22 protein-coding genes are annotated in these 24776 nt (G+C 73.0%); 6 read left to right on the top strand and 16 right to left on the bottom strand.

The genetic code is table 11. From position 1 onward, the window contains the following. Nucleotides 1–2: 2 nt before the first annotated feature. Nucleotides 3–671, bottom strand: a complete 669-nt coding sequence (locus tag ACSU6L_RS01910) for a HEAT repeat domain-containing protein (protein ID WP_437052853.1) — start codon at nucleotides 669–671, stop codon at nucleotides 3–5. A 76-nt stretch (nucleotides 672–747) separates the two neighbouring features. Here ACSU6L_RS01910 and ACSU6L_RS01905 point away from each other — a divergent pair, with 76 nt between their 5' ends. Then, nucleotides 748–1716 carry an aldo/keto reductase gene (locus tag ACSU6L_RS01905; RefSeq protein WP_437052851.1) on the top strand — a complete coding sequence of 323 codons (969 nt, stop codon included), beginning with the start codon at nucleotides 748–750 and terminating at the stop codon, nucleotides 1714–1716. Nucleotides 1717–1725: 9 nt separating this feature from the next. Here ACSU6L_RS01905 and ACSU6L_RS01900 read toward each other — a convergent pair whose 3' ends face one another. Further along, entirely contained in the window at nucleotides 1726–2361 is a 636-nt protein-coding gene (locus ACSU6L_RS01900; RefSeq protein WP_437052849.1) for a DUF4232 domain-containing protein, read from the bottom strand. Between the two features lie 74 nt (nucleotides 2362–2435). Then, the gene (locus ACSU6L_RS01895) at nucleotides 2436–4814 is read right to left on the bottom strand and encodes a SpoIIE family protein phosphatase (RefSeq protein ID WP_437052847.1); all 2379 of its coding nucleotides are present in this window, start codon (nucleotides 4812–4814) and stop codon (nucleotides 2436–2438) included. Between the two features lie 384 nt (nucleotides 4815–5198). Between ACSU6L_RS01895 and ACSU6L_RS01890 the strand changes: the two genes are divergently transcribed. The 4 genes from ACSU6L_RS01890 (at nucleotide 5199) to ACSU6L_RS01875 (ending at nucleotide 10182) form a co-directional block, all read left to right on the top strand. Beyond that, nucleotides 5199–7433 carry a glycoside hydrolase family 9 protein gene (locus ACSU6L_RS01890; RefSeq protein WP_437052845.1) on the top strand — a complete coding sequence of 745 codons (2235 nt, stop codon included), beginning with the start codon at nucleotides 5199–5201 and terminating at the stop codon, nucleotides 7431–7433. A gap of 129 nt (nucleotides 7434–7562) precedes the next feature. Then, nucleotides 7563–7808, top strand: coding sequence for a hypothetical protein (locus ACSU6L_RS01885; RefSeq protein ID WP_073939881.1), 246 nt, complete (start codon nucleotides 7563–7565; stop codon nucleotides 7806–7808). Nucleotides 7809–7811: 3 nt separating this feature from the next. After that, on the top strand, nucleotides 7812–8189 hold the full coding sequence (locus tag ACSU6L_RS01880) for a toxin Doc (protein ID WP_073939880.1): 378 nt from the start codon (nucleotides 7812–7814) through the stop codon (nucleotides 8187–8189). Nucleotides 8190–8625: 436 nt separating this feature from the next. Continuing rightward, a complete protein-coding gene (locus ACSU6L_RS01875) occupies nucleotides 8626–10182 on the top strand; it encodes an RICIN domain-containing protein (protein WP_437052843.1) in 1557 nt (518 codons plus the stop codon). Nucleotides 10183–10258: 76 nt separating this feature from the next. On the opposite strand, the gene ACSU6L_RS01870 is transcribed toward ACSU6L_RS01875, so the two are convergent. The 3 genes from ACSU6L_RS01870 to ACSU6L_RS01860 all read right to left on the bottom strand — a co-directional run bounded on the left by ACSU6L_RS01870 (nucleotide 10259) and on the right by ACSU6L_RS01860 (nucleotide 13264). Next, nucleotides 10259–11251, bottom strand: a complete 993-nt coding sequence (locus ACSU6L_RS01870; protein ID WP_437052841.1) for a 2-hydroxyacid dehydrogenase — start codon at nucleotides 11249–11251, stop codon at nucleotides 10259–10261. Beyond that, nucleotides 11248–12417, bottom strand: coding sequence for a lactate 2-monooxygenase (locus tag ACSU6L_RS01865; RefSeq protein WP_437052839.1), 1170 nt, complete (start codon nucleotides 12415–12417; stop codon nucleotides 11248–11250). The genes ACSU6L_RS01870 and ACSU6L_RS01865 overlap by 4 nt, the downstream gene beginning before the upstream one ends. Before the next feature lie 106 nt (nucleotides 12418–12523). Then, the gene (locus ACSU6L_RS01860; protein WP_437052837.1) at nucleotides 12524–13264 is read right to left on the bottom strand and encodes a cytosine permease; all 741 of its coding nucleotides are present in this window, start codon (nucleotides 13262–13264) and stop codon (nucleotides 12524–12526) included. A gap of 450 nt (nucleotides 13265–13714) precedes the next feature. On the opposite strand from ACSU6L_RS01860, the gene ACSU6L_RS01855 reads away from it, so the two are divergent. Then, nucleotides 13715–14137, top strand: coding sequence for a subtilase-type protease inhibitor (locus ACSU6L_RS01855; protein WP_073939875.1), 423 nt, complete (start codon nucleotides 13715–13717; stop codon nucleotides 14135–14137). Between the two features lie 133 nt (nucleotides 14138–14270). On the opposite strand, the gene ACSU6L_RS01850 is transcribed toward ACSU6L_RS01855, so the two are convergent. From ACSU6L_RS01850 to ACSU6L_RS01805, 10 genes are all read right to left on the bottom strand, one after another. Continuing rightward, a complete protein-coding gene (locus tag ACSU6L_RS01850) occupies nucleotides 14271–14477 on the bottom strand; it encodes a CDGSH iron-sulfur domain-containing protein (protein WP_073939874.1) in 207 nt (68 codons plus the stop codon). Beyond that, nucleotides 14458–15132 carry a HemK2/MTQ2 family protein methyltransferase gene (locus tag ACSU6L_RS01845; RefSeq protein WP_437052835.1) on the bottom strand — a complete coding sequence of 225 codons (675 nt, stop codon included), beginning with the start codon at nucleotides 15130–15132 and terminating at the stop codon, nucleotides 14458–14460. Before ACSU6L_RS01845 ends, ACSU6L_RS01850 begins: the two co-directional genes overlap by 20 nt. Next, nucleotides 15133–16161, bottom strand: a complete 1029-nt coding sequence (locus ACSU6L_RS01840; protein ID WP_437052833.1) for an iron-containing redox enzyme family protein — start codon at nucleotides 16159–16161, stop codon at nucleotides 15133–15135. A gap of 83 nt (nucleotides 16162–16244) precedes the next feature. Continuing rightward, entirely contained in the window at nucleotides 16245–16454 is a 210-nt protein-coding gene (locus ACSU6L_RS01835) for a hypothetical protein (protein WP_437052831.1), read from the bottom strand. A gap of 27 nt (nucleotides 16455–16481) precedes the next feature. Then, entirely contained in the window at nucleotides 16482–17489 is a 1008-nt protein-coding gene (locus ACSU6L_RS01830) for a Ppx/GppA phosphatase family protein (RefSeq protein ID WP_437052829.1), read from the bottom strand. 139 nt (nucleotides 17490–17628) lie between these two features. Then, nucleotides 17629–20445 (bottom strand): NHLP bacteriocin export ABC transporter permease/ATPase subunit, encoded by a 2817-nt coding sequence (locus ACSU6L_RS01825; protein WP_437052828.1) that lies wholly within the window; start codon nucleotides 20443–20445, stop codon nucleotides 17629–17631. Between the two features lies 1 nt (nucleotide 20446). Beyond that, the gene (locus ACSU6L_RS01820) at nucleotides 20447–22669 is read right to left on the bottom strand and encodes an NHLP family bacteriocin export ABC transporter peptidase/permease/ATPase subunit (RefSeq protein ID WP_437052826.1); all 2223 of its coding nucleotides are present in this window, start codon (nucleotides 22667–22669) and stop codon (nucleotides 20447–20449) included. Then, entirely contained in the window at nucleotides 22666–23472 is an 807-nt protein-coding gene (locus ACSU6L_RS01815) for an HlyD family efflux transporter periplasmic adaptor subunit (RefSeq protein ID WP_437052824.1), read from the bottom strand. The genes ACSU6L_RS01820 and ACSU6L_RS01815 overlap by 4 nt, the downstream gene beginning before the upstream one ends. A 101-nt stretch (nucleotides 23473–23573) precedes the next feature. Next, on the bottom strand, nucleotides 23574–23789 hold the full coding sequence (locus ACSU6L_RS01810; protein WP_437052822.1) for a type A2 lantipeptide: 216 nt from the start codon (nucleotides 23787–23789) through the stop codon (nucleotides 23574–23576). Between the two features lie 453 nt (nucleotides 23790–24242). Then, the gene (locus ACSU6L_RS01805) at nucleotides 24243–24656 is read right to left on the bottom strand and encodes a PaaI family thioesterase (protein WP_437052820.1); all 414 of its coding nucleotides are present in this window, start codon (nucleotides 24654–24656) and stop codon (nucleotides 24243–24245) included. Between the last annotated feature and the right edge of the window lie 120 nt (nucleotides 24657–24776).

The raw sequence follows: 24776 nt of genomic DNA, 5'->3' as shown, positions 1-24776 counted from the left end.
TGTCACTCCTCCTGGCCGTTCGTGCCCAGGACCACGATGCGCTTCGCCTCCTCGATCGCGAACTCGAATCCGGCATCCGGGTCGCGCGACAGCCGTTCCGTGGCGATCGCGTGCCCGCGCACGCCGGGATCGGGGTCCGCCATCGCGGCTCGCAGCACCGGCACGGCCGCCGCACCGAGCGCGATCAGCGCCCGGCTCAGGCTCAGCCGCGTCGGACGCCCGCCGCGCCCGAGCTGCGTCGCCAGCACTTCGGCCAACTCGGTTTCCTCACCTTCGGGCACCAGCGCGACCGCCGCTCGCCAGGCGCTCCGCGCCACCTCGTCGTCGGCGTCGGTCAGCAGCGCCCGCGTGATCGCCGGCCACGCCCGCCGGTCCCCGACCTTGGACAACGTGTGCAGGGCCTGGCTCCGCGCCTGCGGACGTCGCGAGCGGAGCTGTTCGACGAGTCTGGGGACCGTAGTCGACGACGAGTGACGGGTGAGCGCCCAGGTGAGCATCTCACGCACCTGGAACTCGGGCTCGACCGCGCACCGTTCGACGAGCTTGCCGACGAACCGGGGGTCCGGGGCGGTGCCGGCCGCCAGCGCGGCCCGCAGCCGCGCCGACGAGCTGTCGTGCTCCAGACCTTGGAGGATTCGCATTGTGTTCGTGGCCTCTTTCGGCATGATCATGGGACCACCTCCTTGGCCGCAGTGAAGGCCTTGTCACTGTGTCAAGGTCAAGACCCCGAAGGCAGGAGCAGCCACCATGCAGTATGTGAAGCTCGGTTCGACGGGCCTGGACGTGTCGCGGATCTGTCTGGGCTGTATGACGTACGGCCTTCCCGACCGGGGCGTGCACGAGTGGACCCTCGACGAGGAGGCGTCCCGGCCGCTGATCCGGCAGGCGCTGGAAGCCGGGATCACCTTCTTCGACACCGCCAACGTGTACTCGGACGGCACCAGCGAGGAGATCGTCGGGCGGGCCCTGCGCGACTTCGCGCGCCGCGACGAGATCGTGCTCGCCACCAAGGTGCACGGCCGGATGCGGCCCGGTCCGAACGGCGCGGGCCTGTCCCGCAAGGCCATCATGACCGAGATCGACAACAGCCTCGCCCGCCTCGGCACCGACTACGTCGACCTCTACCAGATCCACCGCTTCGACCCGCAGACCCCGGTCGAGGAGACCATGGAGGCCCTGCACGACCTGGTGAAGGCGGGCAAGGTCCGCTACATCGGGGCGAGTTCCATGTACGCCTGGCAGTTCTCCAAGATGCAGTACACCGCCGAGCGGCACGGCTGGACCCGGTTCGTGACCATGCAGAACCACTACAACCTCCTCTACCGCGAGGAGGAGCGCGAGATGCTGCCGCTCTGCGCGGACCAGGGCGTCGGCGTGCTGCCGTGGAGCCCGCTGGCCCGCGGCCGGCTCACCCGCGACTGGGGCACCGTCACCGAGCGCAGCTCACGCGACAATTTCGGCAGCACCCTCTACCAGGAGGGCGACCACGCCATCGTGGACGCCGTCGGCCGCATCGCCGCGGCGCGCGGCGTCCCCCGCGCCCGGGTGGCGCTCGCCTGGCTGCTGCACCAGGACACCGTGGCGGCACCGATCATCGGCGCCGCCAAGCCGCAGCACATCGAGGACGCCGTGGCCGCGGTGGAACTCGAGCTGACCGACAAGGAGATCGAGGAACTGGAGAGCCCCTACACCCCGCACCCGATCGCCGGGCACTGACGGCGCGCCTCAGGGTCCCGTCCCCGCCCGGACCACGGTCAGGGACACCGACGACTCGTTCCCGCCCACCGGCACCTCACCGGCCGTCCACGGCACCCTCAGCGGCTCCCGCTCGTCCGGCGGGGTGACCAGGAGCGCGGCGGGGGTCGCCGTCCGGGCCCCGCTGATCTCGGGGTTCGCGTACGACAGGCCCGCCCGGGCCCCTTGGCCCGGCGCCAGCCTGACGCGCGTGGGCGTCTCCCGCACCCGCTCCGGGTCCGGACCCAGCTGCCTCCCGGACGCGTCGACGAAGGCGGCGCCCGGGAAGCCGAACAGGGTGCAGATGCGCTCGGAGACGTTGGTCAGGACGATCGGATGGTTCTCCTGGCCCGCGCCGGGATCGTTGCGGCCGACGGACGCGCGCAGTTCGGAGGTGTGGCAGCGGGTGCCGCCGGGAGAGGGGGCGGGGGAGACTTCCGACGCCGTCGGTGTCGCCGGGCTGGCCGGGGCCGCCGGGGTCACCGAGGGGCCGCCGCTCGCGGCGCCCGCCGTCGCGTCGGCCGTACCGCCCGCCGCGCCGCTGCCGCCGCAGGCGGTCAGCAGGACCGGTGCGGCCAGCGCGACGGCGAGCGCCGCGCGGCGGGGTAACGGGGAAAGAGACGCCATGGCCCTCACCACTCCCGGAGGTTCGCCGATGCGTGCCTGAGGGAACCGGTTCCCCGCCCCGCGCCGGCGATGCCTCACTCCTCCTCGACGAGAGCCAGCTCCGCCCAGATCGTCTTGCCCTCGGGGGTGTGCCGGGTGCCCCAGCGCTGGGTGAGCTGGGCGACCAGCAGCAGACCGCGGCCCCCCTCGTCCCAGGTCTTGGCGCGGCGCAGGTGCGGGGCGGTGTGGCTGGTGTCGGAGACCTCGCAGATCAGCGTGTCCGCGTCGTGGATCAGCCGCAGCCGGATGGGGTGCGAGCCGTACCGGATGGCGTTGGTGACCAGTTCGCTCACCACCAGCTCGGTGGTGAAGGAGGCCTCGACCAGTCCCCAGCTGCTGAGCTGTTCGGCGACCTGCTTGCGGATCGGCGCGACCAGCGCCGGGTCGGCGGGGATGTCCCAGGTGGCGACCTGCGAGGCGGGCAGCCCGTGGGTGCGGGCCAGCAACAGGGCCACGTCGTCACGGGAGCCGCCGGCCGGCAGCAGGGCGTGCAGGACGCGGTCGCAGGTGTCGTCCAGCGAGGCGGGCTCCGCCGGGCCGGGCTGCACCAGTGCCTCACGCAGCAGCCGCTGCGAGGTCTCGACGTCCCGCCCGGGGCTGTCCAGCAGGCCATTGGTGAAGAAGGACAGCAGGGTGCCCTCGCGCAGATACAGCTCGGTCGCCTCGAACGGCAGCCCGCCCACCCCCAGCGGCGGCCCGGCGGGCAGGTCGAGTTCCTCGGGCGGACCGTCCGGCGGCACCACGACCGGTGCCGGATGCCCGGCGCGGGCGAGGGTGCAGCGCCGCGACACCGGGTCGTAGACGGCGTACAGGCAGGTGGCGCCCACCTCGCCGGAGCTGCCTTCACCGGACTCCTCGGAGAGCCGGACCACCAGGTCGTCGAGGTGGGTGAGGAGTTCGTCGGGGGCGAGGTCGATGTCGGCGAGGGTGCGGACGGCGGTGCGCAGCCGGCCCATGGTGGCGGAGGCCTGGATGCCGTGTCCGACGACGTCCCCGACGACCATCGCGACCCGCATGCCGGACAGCGCGATCACGTCGAACCAGTCGCCGCCGACTCCGGCCTGGGCCGCCGGGAGGTAGCGCGAGGACGCCTCCAGCGCGGCCGTGCTCGGCAGCCTGCGGGGCAGCAGACTGCGCTGCAGGGCGAGGGCGGTCTCGCGTTCGCGGGTGTAGCGGCGGGCGTTGTCCACGCAGACCGCGGCGCGGGCGGTGATCTCCTCGGCGATCAGGACGTCGTCCGCGCTGAACGGGTCCGGCCGCCGTGAGCGGCTGAGCACGGCCACGCCGAGCGTGGTGCCGCGGGCCTGGATCGGGACGGACATCGTGGAGTGGAAGCCGTACTCCCTGTAGCGCTCGCGGCGGGGCGTGTCCTGGGCGAGCCAGCGCGTGAGGTCGCCGGTGGCGAACGAGGCGACGATGGTGCGGCCCGCGACCAGTGAGTCGGCCTGCGGGGAGTCGGCGGGATACACCGCGGTGTGGCCGGGCTCGACCAGGCCCTCAGGGGTGCCCGGGTGCAGCGACCGATGGGCGACGCGGCGCAGTGTCACCGGGGCGCGGACCCTCGCCGGGGGCTCGCCGCCGGTTTCCGGCGGGTCGAGCAGGTCGACGCTGACGAAGTCGGCGAGCGCGGGCACGCAGACGTCGGCCAGCTCCTGGGCCGTGCGGGTGACGTCGAGGGTGCTGCCGATGCGCACGCTGGCCTCGTTGACCAGGTGCAGCCGCTGCCGGGCGAGGTAGTTATCGGTGACGTCGTGGGCGGCCAGGCAGACGCCGTGCACCCGCCCCTCGGCGTCGGTGACGGGTGCCATCCGGGCCAGCCAGGCGTGCGCGCGGTCCTCGCCGCCGGCCCGCATATAGGTCTGGACGTCCTGCGCCTGCCCGGTGGTGAGCACCTGGAGGAGACACCGCTCCAGCTCCTCGCTCTGCGGCTTCCCGCCGATCTCGGAGAGCCGCAGCCCCTTGACGAGCTCCCCGGGCAGGCCGGTCACCTCGGTCATCGCGTCGTTCTGGGTGCGCAGCCGCAGCCGTTCGTCGTAGACGGCGACCGCGCAGGGGGACTGGACGAGGGCCGCGGACTCCAGCGGGTCGTCGGGGGAGTGGGGGCCGCCGGGCTCCAGCGGGGTGACCACCAGCCACTGGCCGGGGCCGTCGGGCGGCACCTGGTGGTGGGCGAGCAGCCAGACGGAGACGGTGCCGCCCGAGCGGTGACGGAGGGTGACCGTGCCGACCCAGCGGCCGCCCGGCGTCTCGGGTACGGAGCCCTCCACCAGCCGGGCGGCGGGCCGTCCCACGACCTCGTCGGCCGTCCAGCCCAGCAGCTGCCGAGCGCCCTCGTTCCAGTCGGTCAGCGTTCCGTCGTCGGCGATGACAGCCCGGGCCGTCGCGGCCTCGTCGAACGGGTAATCCGGGCTCATCGTCGCCACTCCATCGCACACTCACTGTCAACAAGCGAGTCACTTCCGTTCCAGCGTAGTGCTTCCGGCCTCCGCCTGGACGGGAACGGGGCCCATGCGGTGTGACCGGGTGGACACGGGGCGCTTCCACTCGCGGATCGCTTCCGATCGCCGGTGCGGCGGCACCGGCCGCCGGAGCGCTTCCGGGCGCGTCGGACGCCCACGCCGCCGGTGCCACCGCCTCCGGCCGCCGAACCGTCGCCCTCCGTAATCCCGGGCGCGTCGCAACAGGTCCCCTCCGGACCGTTGACGCGATGTCATGACTCCCACAAACATGGCCTGCGTCCGCAACTTGGGAGCGCTCCCATTCCGGGGCGCCACCCGTACCTCCCGAGGAGCCCCGACGTGAACAGACGCAGAACCGCGCTGCTGTCCCTGACAGCACTCCTGGGCGCGGCGCTCACCACGGTTCCGGCCCAGGCCGACGAGGTCGAGCAGATCAAGAACGGCACTTTCGACACCACCACCGACCCTTGGTGGGCTTCCGGCAACGTCACCGCGGGCCTGTCCGAGGGCAAGCTGTGCGCGGACGTGCCGGGCGGCACCACCAACCGCTGGGACGCCTCCGTCGGCCAGAACGACGTGACCCTGGTGAAAGGGGAGTCGTACCGCATCTCCTTCAGCGCCGACGGCACCCCCGCCGACCATGTGGTCCGGGCCATCGTCGGACTGTCGGTGGCCCCGTACGACACCTGGTTCGAGGTCAGCCCGCAGCTCAGCGTCTCCGGCAACAGCTACTCGTACACGTTCACCTCGCCCGTCGACACCACCCAGGGCCAGGTCGGCTTCCAGCTCGGCGGCAGCGCCGAGCCCTGGCGGTTCTGCCTGGACGACGTCTCCCTGCTCGGCGGGGTGGCACCCGAGCCGTACGAGCCCGACACCGGGCCGCGAGTCCGCGTCAACCAGGTCGCCTACCTGCCGTCCGGGCCGAAGAACGCCACCCTCGTCACCGACGCCGCCGAGCGGCTGCCCTGGCAGCTGAAGAACGCCGACGGCGCGGTCGTCGCCCGCGGCTGGACCGTGCCGCGCGGCGAGGACGCCTCCTCGGGGCAGAACGTGCACTCCCTCGACTTCGGCGCGTACAAGACGCGTGGCAAGGGCTTCACCCTGGTCGCCGACGGGGAGACCAGCCGCCCCTTCGATATCGGCACGAGCGCCTACGACCGGCTGAGCACCGACGCGGCCAAGTTCTACTACACCCAGCGCAGCGGCCTCGCCATCCGCGACGACCTGCGCCCCGGCTACGGCCGCCCCGCCGGCCACGTGGGCGTGGCGCCCAACCAGGGCGACACCGACGTGCCGTGTCAGCCGGGCGTGTGCGACTACCGGCTCGACGTCTCCGGCGGCTGGTACGACGCGGGCGACCACGGCAAGTACGTCGTCAACGGCGGCATATCCGTCTGGGAGCTGCTGAGCACCTACGAGCGCGCGCTGCACGCACGCACCGGCGAGGCCGGGCGCTTCCGTGACGGCACCCTCGACATCCCGGAGAGCGGCAACAAGGTGCCCGACCTCCTCGACGAGGTCCGCTGGGAGCTGGACTTCCTGCTGAAGATGCAGGTCCCGGACGGGCAGCCACTGGCCGGCATGGCCCACCACAAGATCCACGACGAGAACTGGACCGGCCTGCCGCTGCTGCCGAGCGACGACCCGCAGAAGCGCGAGCTGCACCCGCCGACCACCGCGGCCACCCTCAACCTGGCGGCGGTCGCCGCCCAGGCGGCCCGCCTGTACAAGCCCTACGACGCCGAGTTCGCCGCGCGGGCACTCGCCGCCGCGCGCGAGGCGTGGGCGGCGGCCGAGGCGCACCCCGCCGTGTACGCCGACGAGAACGACGGCATCGGCGGCGGCGCCTACCCGGACCGCGCCGTCGACGACGAGTTCTACTGGGCGGCGGCCGAGCTGTACCTCACCACCGGCGAACAGCGGTTCGCCGACTTCGTGCGCACCTCCCCGGTCCACACCGCCGACATCTTCGGCCCGCTCGGCTTCGACTGGGCGCGCACCGCGGCGGCCGCCCGGCTGGACCTGGCCACCGTGCCGAGCAGGCTCCCCGGCCGGGACAAGGTCCGCCAGTCCGTCGTCAAGGGCGCCGACCGCTACCTGTCGACGCTGAAGGCCCACCCCTACGGCCTGCCGTACGCCCCCGACGACAACAAGTACGACTGGGGGTCGACCCACCAGGTCCTCAACAACGCCGTCGTCCTGGCCACCGCCTACGACATCACCGGCTCCGCCAAGTACCGTGACGGCGCCGTCCAGACCATGGACTACGTCCTGGGCCGCAACGCGCTGAACATCTCCTACGTCACCGGCTACGGCGACGTCAGCGCGCGCAACCAGCACAGCCGCTGGTACGCCCGCCAGCTCGATCCGAACCTGCCGAACCCGCCGGCCGGGTCACTGTCCGGCGGCCCGAACTCGAGCATCCAGGACCCCTTGGCACAGAGCAGACTGCAGGGCTGTGTCGGTCAGTTCTGCTACATCGACGACATCCAGTCCTGGTCGACCAACGAGATCACGATCAACTGGAACGCGGCCCTGACCCGGATGGCCGCCTTCGTGGCGGACCAGGGCTGATCGCCGAGGGGTTCGAATGTGACGCGCATCTCGTCGTTTCCGACCGCTTTCGAACCCCTCGGTACCGTCTCCTGGCCCCGCTGAGCTGGGGATATTTACGAGTAAGTACCCGCGCGGTACCGTGAGCCCATGCCAGCCCTCAACGTGGAGTTCAGTGAACGCGAGCTAGAGGACCTGCGGCAGATCGCCAAGGAACGCGGGACGTCGATGAAGGCCCTCGTGCGGGAGGCGGCCGCCGCCGACATCGCCCGGCACCGCGCGCTGCAGGAGGGCGCCGAGGCCTTCCGCCGGTTCTTCTCCGCCCACGCCGACGAGTTCGCGGCCGCCTTCCCCGACGACGAGCCGCCCGCGGGCGGCGAGGGACGGGCCGCCTGACCGATGGCACCCGTCCTTCACATCGACGTGCCCTGGCTGCTCCAGCGTCACGAAGAGGTCCTGCCCGACCAGCCGACCATCAACGACTTCTCGGCGCTGGTCGCCGCCGTCGCCCGGCACCGCGTCGACCCGCCACGGCTCGGCGTCGACTCCGACCCGGCCTGGCGGGCCGCCGCGCTGCTGCACACCCTCGCCCTGCTGCGCCCGCTGCCCTCCGCGAACGCCCGGTTCGCCTGCGCCACCGCCGTGGCCTACATGTTCGTCAGCGGTGTCGGCATCGACCCGCCGTACGGCGCCCTGGTCGACCTCGCCCGCGATCTGATGGACGGCAAGACCGACGTCTACGGCGCCGCCGACCGGCTGCGCTCCTGGCAGATCTGACCCCCGCCCGGCGCCGGCGTGCCGCTCCCGCCCTCGGGGGAGGCCGCCGGCCGAGGGCGGGAGGAACACGGCCGGCGGCCGTGACGCGCGGGAGTGCCGCCGTCCCGCGCGGGGCCTGACGAGAGGCCACCTCCAGTGCACCGCGGGCGGGGCCCCGGCGGGAGCGTGCGCGGCGGCCCTGTCGTGGGCGGGGGTTTCACACGGGGCGCGGGGAAAAGCGAATGGCAGGACGAGCGGCGCCAGTTGACGCGGAATCTGACTTTATTTCAGAGGCGCAGATGTTGCTCAAGTGCCTTGTTGCGCACGACTCGGTTGTGCAAAAGTGATCCACCGGATTTTCTGCTCCCGTAGCCCGCCAATAAGGTACGCACCAAGTCGGCTTCCTTTCGGTGAACAGAACTCCGGCTGTCCCATATACGTGGGAAGGAATCCGCACGTGTTCACCCCCCACCCTGCCCGCTCCGATTCACCGTCGTTCCCCGACGGTGTTCCCGTCCCCTCCGACGAGGTGCTGGCCGCCCGGCTCAGCGGCGTGCCCGACGCCGAAGTCTCCCAGGCCGCAGCGCTGTTGCTGGCCCGGCACTGGCCGTCCGCGCACGCCTACGCGACCATCTGCCTCGCCACTTCCGCGAACGTCGCGGCCATGGTCACCACGGCCGCCTGTCACCAGGTCCTCGACCGTCTCACCCTCGGCGACCCCGGCGTCGCGCTGCGGCCCCGGCTGCTCGTCACCGTGCGGGACACCGTCCGGCACTGGTCCGCCGAGGACCGAATATCCACAGTCCTCCCGGAGTTGCGGAAACCCGCCGGAGGACGCGGTATGCGCGCCGCGAAGTCCATGACACCGGAAAACCGCAAGCTGGCCGAACGCGCTTTCCAACAGCTGCCCGGACCGGCCCGCTGTCTGCTGTGGCACACCGAGGTCGAAGCCGAACCGCTCGACTTCCCGGCCATGTTGCTCGGCATGGACGCCGACACCGCGGCGATCACCCTGGCGCAGGCCCGGGAGAAATTCCGGGAAGGCTGCGTCCGCGCCCATCAGCAGCTCGCCCCGAGCCCGGACTGCCGCTTCTACAACCGGCTCCTGGACGTCCCCATCCGGCGAGGCGGCGCCCTGCTTCCCGATGTCCAGGACCATCTGGCGCAGTGCCGGCACTGCCGGGACGCCGCCGAGCAGCTCGGCCTGGTCGAGACCGGACTCGGCGCGCTGCTCGCCGAGGCGGTGCTCGGCTGGGGCGCCCGCCGCTACCTCGACTCACGGCCCGGCCGCAACCAGCACCGGCCGCGCGGCCGAGGCGCGCGCCGGGCCGGACGCCCCCGGATGCTGCCGCGGCTGCCGAGCGCGGTGGTGCGCTCCTCGCGGGCGCTGCGCACCGGCGTCGGCATCGCCTCCGCCGGACTGCTGGCGACCGTCCTCGCCACGAGCCTGTCCTACGACGGTGACGCCGACCCGACGGCCTCCGCCGGCGCGCCCGCCGACCGCGCCGGGACGACCACCACACCCCCGGACACCGCCCGCACGCCCACCGGGCCCCGGCAGACCAGGCTCCGCAACGCGGCCGGCGACCTCTGCCTCGACATCCAGGGCGAGCCGCAGCCCGGCGCCGCGGTCGAACCCGCGTCCTGCTCCGCGGAGTGGACCCAGCAGTGGTCGTACGAGAACGACGGACTGCTGCGCAGCGTCGCCGACCCCGGACTGTGCCTCGACTCGCGTGCGGACGCCGGGGTCGTCATCCTCGGCGAGTGCGCCGACGCGGACGACGAGCGCGGCGACGACGTGCGGTACGACCTCACCGTCCAGGGCGAGTTCCTGCCCCGCTGGGACGAGCAGCTGGCCCTCGCCCCGACCACCGGCGAGCCCGGTGCCGACATCGTCGTCAAGGTCCGCGACGGGTCCGCGTCCCAGCGCTGGTTCGCCGACGCTGACTCCCGGTCGGACACCGCCACCACCTCGGCGACGGCCCGCACGGCCGGCCTCCCGGCCGCGGGCTAGCCGGACCGGCACCGGGCCCCGTCGGGACCCGCAGGGCCCGGGCCGGGGTGCCGCTCACCCCGGTCCCGGGCCCGGCTCACACCGCTTCCGTCCCGCTCACCACGTCACGTGGCTGTGCGCCCGTCAGGAAGGCCGCGGCGTTGCCGACCGCGGCGAGGGCGATGCGGACCACCGTCTCCCGGGTGACGCCGCCGACGTGCGGGGAGAGGACCACGTTCGGGGACTTCAGCAGACGCAGGGCCGGGGTGGGCGGTTCGGGGTCGAAGACGTCGAGGCCCGCTCCGGCGAGGGCGCCGCGCTCCAGGGCGTCCGCGAGGGCGTCCTGGTCGATCAGGGCGCCGCGCGCGGTGTTCACCACGAACGCCGTCGGTCTGAGCAGGGCGAGGCGTTCGGCGTTCAGCAGATGCCGGGTCCCGTCCGTGAGCGGGGCGTGCAGGGTGACGTAGTCGGAGGTGCGCAGCAGCTCCTCGAGCGGGAGGTGGCGGGCGCCGCCCAGCCGTGCCTCCGTTTCCGGCTCGGCCCGGCGCCGGCCCGTGTACACGACGCTCATGTCGAACGCCGCCGCACGCTTGGCGACCTGCTGCCCGATCTGACCGAGCCCCACGATGCCGAGGGTCTTGCCGGAGAGCTCGGTGAGGCCGCTCTGCAGGCGGGGCAGCGCCCAGTCCGCCTCGACGAGGGCGTTGTGGGCCGGGATCAGCCGCTTGGCGAGGGCGAGCAGCAGGGCGAAGGTCTGCTCGGCCACGTTCTGCGCCTCGGCGCCGCTGGAGCCGATCGTGCACACCGTCACCCCGCGCCGCCGCGCGGCGGCCACGTCGACGTAGTCGTAGCCGTGGCTCGCACACTGCACCAGCTTCAACTCCGGTGCCCCGGCCATGTGCCGGGCCGTCACCGGGGCCAGCGCGGTGACGATGACGTGGGCCGCGCGCAGGGCGGCCGGGTCCTCGTCGGCCGTCTCGACGACGGTGACGTCCGTCTCGCCGGGGAACAGCCGGGCGAGCGCCGCACCGGACGCACGGCCGCCGACATGGGGGGACACGACCGCGAGCACGTTCCTCCTGGCGGTCACGCGGTCTCCTCCACGAGGTCGGCGGCGGTCACGGTGCCGGGCGTGGCGTGGCCCGACAGGGCGAGGGTGAGGTCGAGTTCGGCGAGCAGACAGCGGATGACGTGCTCGACGCCCGCCTGCCCGTCCAGGCCGAGTCCGTAGGCGTACGGGCGTCCCACGAGCACCGCCCGCGCCCCGAGCGCGAGCGCCTTGAAGATGTCGTCGCCGGTGCGCACGCCGCTGTCGAACAGCACCGCCAGCCGGTCTCCGACCGCCTCGGCGATCCGGGGCAGCGCGTCGGCCGCCGCCACCGAGCCGGCCACCTGACGGCCGCCGTGGTTGGAGACCACCAACCCGTCCATGCCGGCCTCCGCGGCGAGCCGGGCGTCGTCCGGGTGCAGTACGCCTTTGAGGACGATCGGGCCGTCCCAGTGCTCCCGCAGGAACGCCAGGTCGGGCCAGGTCTTGCCGGGGTCGGCGAACATGCCGACGAAATGCATGACGGCCGCGTTCGGATCCTCGTGCACCGGTTTGGCGAGCCCCGCCCGGAAGGCGGGGTCCGTGAAGTAGTTGGCCGTGCCGACCCCGTGCAGGAACGGCAGGTACGCCTGGTCGAGATCGCGCGGCCGCCAGGCGAGCAGCGGAGTGTCCAGGGTGACCACGAGCACGCTGAACCCGGCCCTCTTGGCCCGGTCCAGGAAACTCCGTGTCACCTCCCGGTCCTTGGCCCAGTACAGCTGGAACCAGCGCTCCGCGTCGCCCATCGCCTCCGCGACCTGCTCCATCGGCGTGCTGGACGCCGAGGACAGGATGTACGGCACGCCCTGGGCGGCGGCGGCCCGGGCGGCGGCCGGCTCCGCCTCCGGATGCATGATCGACAGCACGCCGACCGGGGCCAGCGCCAGCGGGGCGGGCAGCGCGCGGCCCAGCACCTCCACCGACAGGTCGCGCTCGTGGACGTCCCGCAGCACGCGCGGCACGATCCGGCGCCGCTCCAGGGCCGCCCGGTTGGCGCGGGCGGTGCTGCCGTCGCCCGCGCTGCCCGCGACGTAGCCGACCGGGCCGGGCCCGAGCCGCCGCTCGGTGAGTTCCTCCAGCCGGGTCAGATCGGTCGGGAGCCGGGGTATCGCGCCGGTCATCCCGTTCAGATAGATCTCGTACTGGAAGTCCGCCCAGTGCCTGGCCATCCGTCCGCCTCTCGCCGTCGGGCCTGCGCCGACGCAGACCATACCGGCCGGTACGCCTCGGCGGGATCAGCCGGCGGGCACGGATTTCCGCGAGAGCCGGGCGAGTTCAGCCGACCCGCGCGGTGCGGTCCGGCACCTCCCCGCCGGCGTCGGCGCCGGTGACCGGTGGCACCGGCACCTCGGCCGTACGGACCAGCCGGGCGCCCTCGGGGCCGTAGACCGCGCGGGGCTCGGGGAAGAGCCACAGCAGCGTCAGGAACAGGACGGCGGCGACCGCCAGGGACAGCGGCAGGCCGATGTCGACGCCGCCCGCCAGCCCGCCCAGCGGGCCCACGAACTGGCCGGGGATGTTCGTGAAGAGCACCCCGACCGCCGCGGCCACCCACCACGCGAACCGGAAGCCGTACACGCACACCGCGAGGACCAGCCCGGCGAACAGCGCGTAGGCGACGGCGTACGACAGGTTGCCGCGCTCCACACCGAACAGCCGGTGGGCGCCGCCGACCAGGGCGTCGCCGGAGCTCCACACCGACAGCGAGAAGAACGCGACCGCGGTCAGCAGCGACAGGAACGAGTCCACCACCCGGCCGTGCACCCCGAGGTGCGCTGACGACGACACCGCGTTGTTGGTGCCGATGACCGGGCCGAACAAGGCCATGGGGCACAGGATCAGGGCTCCGGTAATCACCCCGAGGAGGGTTGCGGCGAGGCCCTGCAGGAAGGACAGGCCGAAGAGGATCGGGAACGCCCCGAGGACGCACGTCGAGAAGGTGTTGGCGCCGCCGAAGGCGAGCCGGAACAGGTCGGACGGGGTCGCGGTGAGGTCCGCGTCGGGGATGCGCTCCACGCCGTGGGGTGGAGCGCGTTGTGGCGCGGCGAGGGGGGGAACGGCCGGCCCGGTCGCGGGGTGGGCGGCGCGGGCACAGGCCGTTCGACGGGATCCGCAGACGCTACGGCAGTGATCAAGTCCGGGGACAGGTGGCGTTTCATCCAATTCCGGCGCCCGGGGTGGATGGTTCGGCCACCGCCGCCCGGCGGATTCGGAATGTTTCAGGCCGATTAACGAGCCCGGGGAATCAAGCCATCCGGTCACCCGAATCGATCAAGAACCGCGCAGATTGGCGGTTGGAACGTTCGAATCCCGTAACTTCACGCCACTGTTTCAATACGCAATGTTACTGAAACCAGTGGGGTCGAGATGAGTTTCCGCGACGGACTCGGCAGACTCGCGCTCGCCGGTCGGCACTCACCGCGTGCGGTCCGGCACTCAACGCAATCAAGCGGAAGGAAGCACACAATGCGGAACTTCGCGCGCCGGGCAGCGATCCTCGCCCTCGCGGCCACCGCGCTCGCCGGACCCCTGACCGGGGCGGCGCACGCGGCGCCCGCCACGCTCTACGCGCCCTCCGCCCTGGTCCTCACCGTGGGCCACGGTGAGACCGCCGCCGGTGTCACACCGGAGCGCGCGGTGACTCTGAACTGCGCCCCGAAGCCGTCCGGCACGCACCCGGACCCGGTCTCGGCGTGCGCGGAACTGCGCCGCGTCGACGGTGACCTAGGCGCCCTGGAGAGCGAGAGCGGCATCCTGTGCACCCGCGAGTACGACCCCGTGGTCGTCACCGTCGACGGTGTCTGGCAGGGGCAGCGCGTCTCCTACGAGCGCACCTTCGGCAACGAGTGTGTGATGAACGCGTCCAGCAGCAGCGTGTACGCGTTCTAGGGACCGGGGTCGCACGGATCCCGTGATGGCAGCAGGACGCCCGCAGGTGGGGAGTGCGGGTTCCTGTCACGGACCGTGGCGATCTCGCGGCAGGGGTCGGTGGGCGGAGTGGGGCCGCCCGCCGGCCCCTGGATCATTTGTCGCGGGTCCGGGCGCGGTGACTGGTGTCGCACCAGGGGAACCGGCGGCTGCGCCGGCAGGTGCACAGAGCGACCCGGAAGCGATCGGAGGAGACGGTCGTACCGTCCTCCAGTTCCACTTCCACCGGGCCCTCGACCAGCATCGGGCCCTCGCGGCGGACCCTGATCCGGCGCGGGCCGTCAGACGGGGAGTTCGGCACGGACGACCACCAGCTCTTCCTTGTTCTCCGCGGGGGCCAGCAGCCCCCGCTCCCGCAGCCAGTCCGCCCGCTCCCGCAGCACCGGTCCGAAGGCGATCCGGTGCCGCCGGGTCACGGCGGCCTTCAGGCCGGCCGCGCGCAGCTGCCCCACCGTCCGGTCCGGGTCGCTGAGCGCCGAGTGGACCATCAGCAGCACCCCGCCGGGCCGCAGCAGGCCCGGCGCCTCCCGGCAGATGCGGTCCACCAGGAGCCGCCCGTCGCTTCCCCCGTCCCAGCTGCGGGCCCGCCCGTGCGGGGCGCGGCTGTCGTCGGGGTCGGGCACGTAGGGCGGGTTGGCGAGAATGAGATCGAACGTCTGCCCGCGTACGGGCTCGAACAGATTGCCGTGCCGGATGCTCACCGGCAGCCGGTACCGCCATGCGTTGACCCGCGCGCTCCACACGGCCCGCCAGGACACGTCCACGGCGGTGACCCGGTGGCCCCGCCGTGCGGCGGCCAGGGCCAGCGCACCGCATCCGGTGCCTACGTCCAGTACGTCGGCGCCCTGTGGCAGCGGCTCGTCGGACAGGGCCGCCGCCAGCAGGGCGGTGTCCTCCTGTGGGTGGTATACGCCGGGTGCGATCAAGGGATTCACCCCGTCCCAGTACCCCCGCATTCAGGAAATATGGGATGTTTCAAACGCGCCGTGCGGGCGCAGCGACGAGTGGCCCGCCCGCCAGTCCGAGAGCAGCCGGTCCGCGAGACGGTCCTCGACATGACTGGTGGCGTCGATTCCGAAGGCCACGTCCGGCGCGAGGTACGGCTCCTCGTCCAGCAGCCCGCCGATCACGTCGTGGCGGACCACCTGCTCGTGCACCGCGTCCGCCTCGACGTGCTCGTCGTAGAAGTGCTCGGCCGCCGGCCCGGCCCCGGTGCGGCGCATCGCCTCCGCGAGCCGACGTGAACCCGGTGACGAGGTGACCTCCACGGCGGCGAAGTGACCCACGAGGGCGCCCCTGAGGGAGCGGTGCAGGCCGAACAGGGACATGAGGTTCACGACGGCCAGGGCCTCCGCGCACGCCTCGTCGAGATAGCGGCCGTACGTGGTGTCCAGGTCCAGGTCCGTCATGAGGTCGGCGAACAGCCGGGCGTGCACCCGGTCGGCCCGGCCGCCGCCGAACTCGTCGAACTCCACCGCCGCCATCCCCGCCTTCGCCCGGCCCCACAGCCGGGGCAGCACCCAGGCGTGCGGGTCCGCCTCCTTCAGGTGGTACAGGGAACGCTGGGCCGCGTACTCGCGCAGCTGCCACAGCTCGCCCTCGTCCCGCAGATAGTGGCTGAGCCCGGTGCCGTCCACCGGCTCCACCAGCAGGCCGGCCAGCGCGTCCGCCACAGCGTCGCGCGCCGGGACGTCCACCCGCAGCGCCGACAGGAAGCGGTGCTCCAGCGCCGCCCGGAAGCGCAGCAGCTCCGGGTCCCACTCGCGGTCCGGGGCCACCCCGGCATACCCGCGGTAGTGCAGTTCGTAGCAGACGTACAGGGCGAGCTGGAGGTCGTCGCCGTACGGGTCCGCGGCCGCGACCGCCCCGGCGTCCGGCGCCGGGCCCGCTGCCCGCAGACAGTCCACCACCGCCGCCGACACCGGCCCACGGGGCTCGGGCAGGCGCGGTCCTTCACGTTCCGGTCGTGCTCCTTCATGGTCCATGAGGGGCGGGTACCCAGGTCGGAGCGCCTTCCGCTTTCCACTGGGCCGGCCCGGTACCCCGGGCCGGCCACGGCGGGGCGGCCTCACTCGCCCCGCGACTCCTCCTCCGCCTCGGTGTTGGGGGTGATGGCCTCCCCGGCCTCACCCCGGTGGCGGCGCTGCTCCTCGCCGTCCCGGACGCGGCGTTCCTCGTCCAGGATCTCCTGGAGCACCTCCTCGAACGCCGTCTCCGGCTGTTCCCCTTGCCCCCCGCCGTCGCGTTGCCTGTCGTCGTGCTTGTCGTCGGCCGACACGGTGACCGCTCCTTCCGTTCACTGGGGTCAGGATGTGGTGCTCGCGATGCGCAGCGGCACGGGCTCCGCGCGGACGGTGTCCTCGTCCCGGCGGCAGACATCGGCCCACCACGACGGGCCCTCCTCCACGTGGCGCAGCAGCACGCCCTCGCGGATCGCCCACGGGCAGACGGTGAGCGCCCTCAGACCGGTCACCTTCATCGCCGTGTGCGCGACGAGCGCGCCGGCGAGGCTCTGCGCGGCGCGCGGCGCGGAGATGCCGGGCAGCTGAGCCCGTTCGACGGCGGGCAGCGCGGCCAGCCGCTCCACGGCGGACCGCAGGTCCGCGCGGCGCAGGTGCCGATCCGCGAACGGCCCGTGCCGCCCCGGCGCGGCCCCGCACAGCCGCCCGAGCTGCTGGAACGTGCGGGAGGTGGCCACCGCGGTGCGCGGCCCCTCCCAGCGGATCCGGGCCCCGGCGTCCCGCAGCTGATGGCGGACCTTGCGGCGCAGCGCCCGCACCTGCTGCGGCAGCGGGGGATCCTCGTCCATGAAGAACTCATGGGTCAGCCGTCCCGCGCCGAGCGGCAGCGACGCCGCGAAGTCCGGCAGCCGGCCACGCCCGAACGCCACCTCGAGCGACCCGCCGCCGATGTCCAGCAGCGCCAGCGGCCCCGCCCGCCACCCCATCCAGCGCCGGGCGGCGAGAAACGTCAGCTCCGCCTCGACCTCGCCGGGCAGGGTGCACAGCTCCACGCCGGTTTCCGCGCGCACGGCCCGCAGCACCTCCCGGCGGTTGGGGGCGGCACGCACCACGGCGGTTGCGAAGGCCAGCGGTCCGGCCGCGCCCCACTTGCCAGCGGTCCGGTCGGCCTCGGCGACCGCCTCGGTGAGACGGCCGACGGCGGTCTGCGGGATCGGCGCGCCGGGCCGCACCTCGTCGGCGAGCCGAAGCCGCCACTTCGCGGTGTGCACGGGCAGCGGCACCCCGCCCTCCGCGTCCGCGACGACCAGCCGCACCGTCTTGGAGCCCACGTCCACCACGCTGATTCGCATGAACACCGGGGTACCCGGATAACCGTGGCAGCAGTCCCCGGCGGTGTGATCGCCGTGCGGCGCGCGGAAGCACGCGGACCACCGCGGGGCGGCGGCGCGACGCCCGGGGGGCGCCCGTGCCCGGTCCGTGCCGTCCGGTTCAGGCCAGCTGCCGTCGCACCAGTTCGTGCAGCCGGCCGCCGGTGTCCGCGAGGAGCTGCGCGGGCGGCCCCTGCTGGGCGACCTTGCCGTCCTCCATCACGATGACCCGGTCGGCGTCCAGGACGGTCGACAGCCGGTGCGCGATGACGATCCGGGTGGCGTCGAGCGCCTTGGTGCTCTCGATGACCCGGCGCTGGGTCTCGTTGTCCAGCGCGCTGGTCGCCTCGTCGAAGAAGAGGACGCGCGGCCGGCGGATCAGCGCCTGCGCGATCATCAGCCGCTGCCGCTGCCCGCCCGAGATCGCCCCGTTGCCCGCGACGATGGTGTGCAACCCCATCGGCATCCGCTTGATGTCCTCGGCGAGCCCCGCCATCTCCGCGGCCGCCATCGCCTCCTCCGGCGTGTACGGCTTGGTGCCGCAGATGACGTCCAGGATCGACCCGGTGAACGGCTGCGCGTGCTGGAGCACCACCCCGCACTGCCGCCGTACCGCCGACTGGTCGAGGGCCGCCAGGTCCTGCCCGTCGTAGAGCACGCTGCCCGACACCGGCCGGTCGAAGCCGATGAGCAGCCGCAGCAGGGTGGACTTGCCGCAGCCGCTCGGGCCGACGATCGCCACGAACTCGCCCGGCCGGACGTCGAAGGACACGTCGTCGAGGACGAGCGGCCCGTCGTCGGAGTGGCGGAACGACAGCCGCCGCGCCTCGATCGCGCCGGACAGCTGGCCCGGGCGGGTGCTGGCCGTGCGCACTTCCGGCAGCTCCCGCAGCACCGGCTTGATCTGCTCGTACAGCGGCAGCGCGGCCACCAGGGACACGAACGCGCCGGTCAGCTGGGTGACCGAGGTGAGCAGCATGGTCACCGAGGTGTTGAAGGCGAGGAAGTCGGCCGCCGACATCGCGCCCCGCGCCGGGCCCGCCAGCAGCATGAACATCAGCAGCGAGCACAGCGGCAGATACACCGCGCCGAGCACCGCGGAGAGGTTCTTGATCCGCCCGAGCCGCTGCTGGAGTTCCCGGCTGCGCGCGAACTCGCCGGCCCAGGCGGCGTACGCGTAGTTCTCGGCGGCCGCGACCCGCAGCTTCGGCAGGCCTCGGAGGGTCTGGAACGCCTGGTTGTTCAGCTTGTTCGTGAGCACCGTCAGCCGCCGCTGCCAGCGCACCTGCCACAGCCCGAGCCCGAGGAACACGGTGGCGATGACGACGAGCATGCCGAGCGCCGCCAGCGCCATCGGCACGCTGTACCAGAGCAGCAGCCCCAGGTTCACGGCGCCGATCGTCACCGACTGGGCGACCGTCGGCCCGACGCCCGCGAGCAGGCGGCGGATCGCGCTGATGCCCATCGCCGCACTGGCCAGCTCGCCGGTGGACCGGCCGGTGAAGAACTTCGTCGGCAGCCGCAGCAGCCTGTCCCACACGGCCGGCTGCAGCGTCGCCTCGATACGGCCCTCCAGGCGCAGGATGGTCAGGTTCTGCAGCAGCATGAACGCAGCCGCGACCACGCTGCCGACGACGACCGCGACACAGACCTGCGCGATCAGCCCGGCCTGCGCCTTCGGCACGTACTCGCCGAGCACCTTGCCGGTCGCGATCGGCACCAGCGCGCCGATCGCCACCGTCACCAGCCCGCTGAGCAGCAGGCCGGTCATGTCGCCGCGCGTGCCCCGCATACAGAACCGCAGCAGGCCGAGCGGGCCCAGCGGGCGGTCCGGCAGCGGCCGGTAGAACATCACCGCGCGCGGCTCGAACTCGCCCGCGTTGGCCTTCTCGACCGGCGTCTCCCGCCCGGTCGCCGGATGGACGGCCACATAGCCGCCGCGCCGCCACAGCAGCGCGACCGGCGCCCCGGACAGCGCCCGCTGCCCGACCAGCGGACCGACGTCGTCCCGCCACCAGCTCCCGTCCAGCCGCACCGCCCGGGTACGCACCCGGGAGGCGAGCGCGATCCGCTCCACCGGGTCGAGGCGGTCGCTCTCGGTGCCGCCGTGCCCGGGGTCGGCGAGCGCGATCTTGGCCGCGCGGGCCACCAGCCGGCAGGCCGCGTACGTGGCGTCCGCGTCGGCGGACGTGGTGCGCCGAGCCGACGGGCGGCCGATGGACGCCAGCAGCGTCCGGTCGGCCTGCGCGCGCACCTGCTCACCGGCCTTGATACCGGCCGCTGTGCGGGTCTCGTGGGTCCGCTCCAGCTGCTCGATCCAGCGGTCCAGCGTGGTCAGCAGGCGGTACTGCTGGTCGACCATGCTCTGCCACACCGCCGGGTCCATCAGCAGGTCGGCGGCGGCCTCCGCGCCGTACAGGGAGCCGTACTGCACGCTGCCCGGCGGCACCTGCATCCAGAAGACGTCCTCGTCGGTGACCGCCGACGCCCCCTCCGCCGCCATCGGCGCCTGGAAGAGCACCGACAGGCCACGGCCGACGCCCAGCGCGAGCGCGTACTCCAGCGGGCTCGTCGTCGGCGGCACGTACTGCGGGTTGCCGTACTCGTCGTACGACCACGTCTGGGTGGCCGCCGGCTGGTACAGCTCGCGCAGGCCGACGCGGCGCACCACGCAGTCCCGCACCGGACGCGCCACCAGCGTGTGCTGCGGGCCGGCGACCGGGCCGAGCAGCAGCGTGCCCGCCTCCAGGCGGCCCAGGTGATGCCAGTGGCCCTGCCCGCCCGCGTCCACCGCGAACAGGTCCAGCGCGCCGGACGCCACCAGCCACAGCACCTGCGGCCCTTCCAGATCGAGCCGGGTCAGGGCGGTGCCGTCGATCGGCGTGCCCAGCGAGCCCAGGGCGCCCAGGACCAGGTCGCCCTCGTCGACCGTCGTCATCTCACCGCTCCCTGACCAGCGCCGCGTACGCGCCGCCGCGCGCCACCAGCTCCTCGTGCCGCCCGCGTTCGACGACCGTGCCGTGCTGGAGGACCACGATCTCGTCGCTGTCCCGCACGGTGCTCAGCCGGTGGGCGATGACCACACAGGCACAGCCGCGCCGCCGCAGGTTGTCCATCACGACCAGCTCCGTCTCGGCGTCGAGCGCGCTGGTCACCTCGTCGAGCACCAGGATGCTGGGGCGGCGCACCAGCGACCGGGCGATCTCCAGGCGCTGGCGCTGCCCGCCGGAGAAGTTCCGCCCGTCCTGCTCGACCCGGCTGTGGATGCCGCCCGGACGGCGCATCACCACGTCGTACAGGGCCGCGTCCCGCAGCGCCTCCACGACCGCGTCGTCCGGGATCGACGGATCCCACAGCGCCACGTTGTCGCGGACCGTGCCCTCGAACAGGAACACGTCCTGGTCGACGAAGGAGACGGACGCCGCGAGCGCGCCGCGCGGGATGTCCTCCAGGCGCTGCCCGTCGATGCGGATGACGCCCTCCCACGGTGTGTAGAGACCGGCGATCAGCCGGGACACGGTCGACTTGCCGCTGCCGGAACCGCCGACCAGCGCCACCTGCTGCCCCGGACCGACCGTCAGGTCGAAGCCGGTCAGCAGCGGTTTGTCGAGCGGGCTGTAGCCGAAGGTGATGTTCTCCAGCTCCACGTGCCCGTGCAGCCGCCGGGTCGACTCGCCGCCCGCGCGGGAGTACAGCGGGTCCGCGCGGAAGTTCTCCACGTCCTTCAGCCGTGCCACGTCCGCCGCGAAGTCCTGGATGCGGCCCGCGACGCCGTTGAGCCGGGTCAGCGGTGCGGTGAACCGGGTCACCAGCGCCTGGAAGGCGACCAGCAGACCCACCGAGATGTGCCCCTCGATGGCCCGCATACCGCCGATCCACAGGATCAGCGCGCTGTTCAGCGTGGCGAGCGTCGGCGCCACCACACCCAGCCAGGCGCTCGGCACGCCGAGCCGCTGCTGCTCCTCCAGCGTGGTCGCGTGCTGCCCGGCCCACTTGCGGAAGTAGCCGTCCTCGCCGCCGGTCGCCTTCATCGTCTCGATCAGCTGGAGACCGCTGTACGCCGTGGTCGTCAGCCGCGCGTTGTCGGCGCGCAGCTTCGCGGTACGGGTCGCGCGCAGCCGGATCACCACCCGCATGGCGATGATGTTCAGCAACGCCACCCCGACGCCGACGAACGTCAGCTGCGGATCGTACGTGTAGAGCAGCACGGCGTAGAGCACCACGACCACCGCGTCCACGCCCGCCGCCGCCAGGTCACGGGCCAGCGTCTCGGCGACCGCGTCGTTCGACTGCAGCCGCTGCACCAGGTCGGCCGGGCTGCGCTGGGAGAAGAAGGTGACCGGCAGCCGCAGCAGATGGCGCAGGAAGCGGGCGCTGGACAGCGTCGAGGAGATGATCCGGCCGTGATGCAGGTTCGCCTGCTGCAGCCAGGTCAGGACCAGCGTGAGCAGCACACACGCGCCCATGGACGCGAACAGCACGTCCAGCAGCGAGGTCTGCCCGCCGATCAGGAACATGTCGATGTACGTCCGGCTGAGCGCCGGCAACGCCGCGCCGACCAGGACCAGCAGCAGGCTCGCCAGCACCGCGGCGGGCAGCGTGCCGGCGGTGCCGCGCAGCCGGGCCGGCATGGCGCCGAGGACGCCCGGCCTGCGCCCGCCCCTGGTGAAGTCCTCGCCGGGCTCCATCACCAGCACCACACCGGTGAAGCTGCCGTCGAAGTCCTCCGTCGGCACGAAACGGCGGCCCTTGCCGGGGTCGTTGACCCAGACGCCGCGGCGGCCGAAGCGGCGGCCCATGCCGTCGTAGACGACGTAGTGGTTGAACTCCCAGAACAGCACGGCCGGCGCCCGCACCTCGGCGAGTGCGGCCAGGTCCATCTGCATGCCCTTGGCGGTCAGGCCGTAGCCGCGGGCGGCCTTCAGCAGATTGCTGGCGCGCGAGCCGTCACGGGAGACACCGCAGGCGATGCGCAGCTCCTCCAGCGGGACGTGCTTGCCGTAGTGGCCGAGCACCATCGCCAGGGAGGCGGCGCCGCACTCGACGGCCTCCATCTGGAGCACGGTGGGGGTGCGGACGGTCCGGCGGCGGGTCCCCGGGACCGGGCGCCGCGGCGGGGCGGCCCGGCGCCGGCCCCGGGTTTCCTCGGCGGTGGTGGTCACGGCAGCAGCCAATCGACGGGTCGCTGATCGGCCAGCCGGATCGAGCCGGTGGCCACGGTCATGGAGGTGAGGGCGTGCGGCGGGCCGTCCGTCGTCGACCAGGCGTAACCGCTCTTCGTCGACGCGGACCTGTCGAGCCGCACCAGGACCGCGACCGGCCGGCCGTCCTTCGTGAACTGCTCGCCGAGCTGGCTGTCACCGAGGAACGCGCCGATCCGCTGGGCGGTCTGGGGCGAGCGGTCCACGGACTTCACATGGCCGCGCAGCACGCCGTACTCCTGCGTGGGCACCGTCTGGACGGTGAGGTCCACGGGCGCGTCGGCGGGAATGGCGGAGGCGTTCTCGGCGGGGACGTACACCGTCGCGTACAGCGGCGCGTCCTTCGCGGCGACCTTCTCCACGGCGGCCACGTTCGCACCGGTGGCGAGGATCTGACCGATCGTCGCGGCGAGCGCGGTCAGCCGGCCCGCGGCGAGGGTGCGGACCACGGTCTCGCCCTCGGCGGTACGGATCCTCAGTACGGGGGCGTCGGCGGGCAGCCGCTCGCCCTCCTTCGCCAGGATCTCGGTGACCTGGCCGGCGACGGGGCTCTGCAGGACGTAACTGCCCTGCCCGTGGGTGAGGATCGCGGGCGCGCTCACCGTGGAGGAGACGCTGCCCGTCACCGCCCACACCGAGGCGGCCGCCATCGCGATCACCGTCACGGACAACACGAGCCAGCCCTGCGGACGGGCGAGCCGCACCGGAAGGTCCAGCTCCTCCGGCGACTGCAGCCTGGCGAGGGCCTGTTGGCGGAACTGCACGGAACTGATCCCTCACCGGGTGGAATTGCGTGACGGACATCCGAAGAGCCCCGGAGCCGGGATACGGCTCCGGGACTCGGCGGGGCACCCCGGGGGTGCGATCAGAGGCCGGCGACCAGGTTGGTGGCCGGGGCCGTGTTCAGGCCGGTGACACCCTCGACGGTGCCGACGACCGTGTCGACCAGGCCGGAAACCGGGGCGACGCCGTCCACCAGGCCGGTCACGGTGCCCAGGGCGTTCACGTGCAGACCGCCGGCGACGTTGTCGAGCTCGGCGTCGGAGATCTCGGCGGTCTCAACCTGGGGGGTGGAGTTCATGATGGAACTTCCCTTCGTATGGATATTTCACAAGGGGGGAGCGGCCCCCTCTGGGGACAGACGGACGGCCGCGACCGCAGGCGCCAGGCGCCCCGTAGAGGCGCCGTTCGCGGCCCCCGCGGTGCGAAGGATCAAAGCACGCGGCGACCTCCGTCCTCCAATCAACCACCCGTCCCACCTGGGCTTTTGAGCCCTCCGCGTGCCCAACCGTGCAGGTGCGCGCACGGCTTGTCGGCGACTTCTTCACATGCCGCACGGCATCGGCGCATCCCGGCTCTTGCCGCCGGATCGGCGAATCCGGCACTCCGGTCCCAAAGGCGTGGCCGCCGCCCCGGCCATGTGCAGATCCGCCGTTCGCGGTGAGCCCGTTGGGCATTCGATGTGCAGATTCCCTGAAGCACTCGTTCCGGTCCGCGACCGGAACCGACCGTCACCGACCGGTCGCGGAACGTGTCAGCCCAGGATTGCGTAGACCGTGCTCGCCCGGGCCGCGAGGTCCCCGCCCGGCTCCACCGTCATCGCGATGTCCGCGAACGCCATCCGGCGGCCCAGCTTGGTCAGCACCGCGGTGATCAGCACGTCCGCGTCCGCCACCGGGCGCTGGAAGGACGTTGACTGCTGAACCGTCGTCATCGGCACGAACGCGCCCCGCGCCGCCGAGACGGCGATCACCGTCGCCGTGTCGGCGGCGGCCATCAGCGCCTGACCCGACAGCGCGCCGCCCTCCCGGGCCAGCCGGTCGGACCAGGGCAGCCGCAGCGTCGCCCGGTCGTCGCCCAACGCCTCCACGGTCAGGCCCAGTTCCAGGACCCAGGGGGCGAAGTTCACGGAGAGGATCTTCTCGGCTTGAGCCGTGGTCATCGTCATGGGGAGACATTTCCCCGAACGACGGCGGAATCCCCACCGCGGGCCCCACCACCATCCCGTCGGCACGCATCCCGGTCCCTCCGGTTTCGCACACCCGATTGAACGCCCCGAGCGCGCCCT

The sequence above is a fragment of the Streptomyces sp. enrichment culture genome (assembly GCF_964272855.1).
Lineage (GTDB): Bacteria > Actinomycetota > Actinomycetes > Streptomycetales > Streptomycetaceae > Streptomyces.
This window is presented reverse-complemented; position numbering and strand designations above follow the sequence as displayed.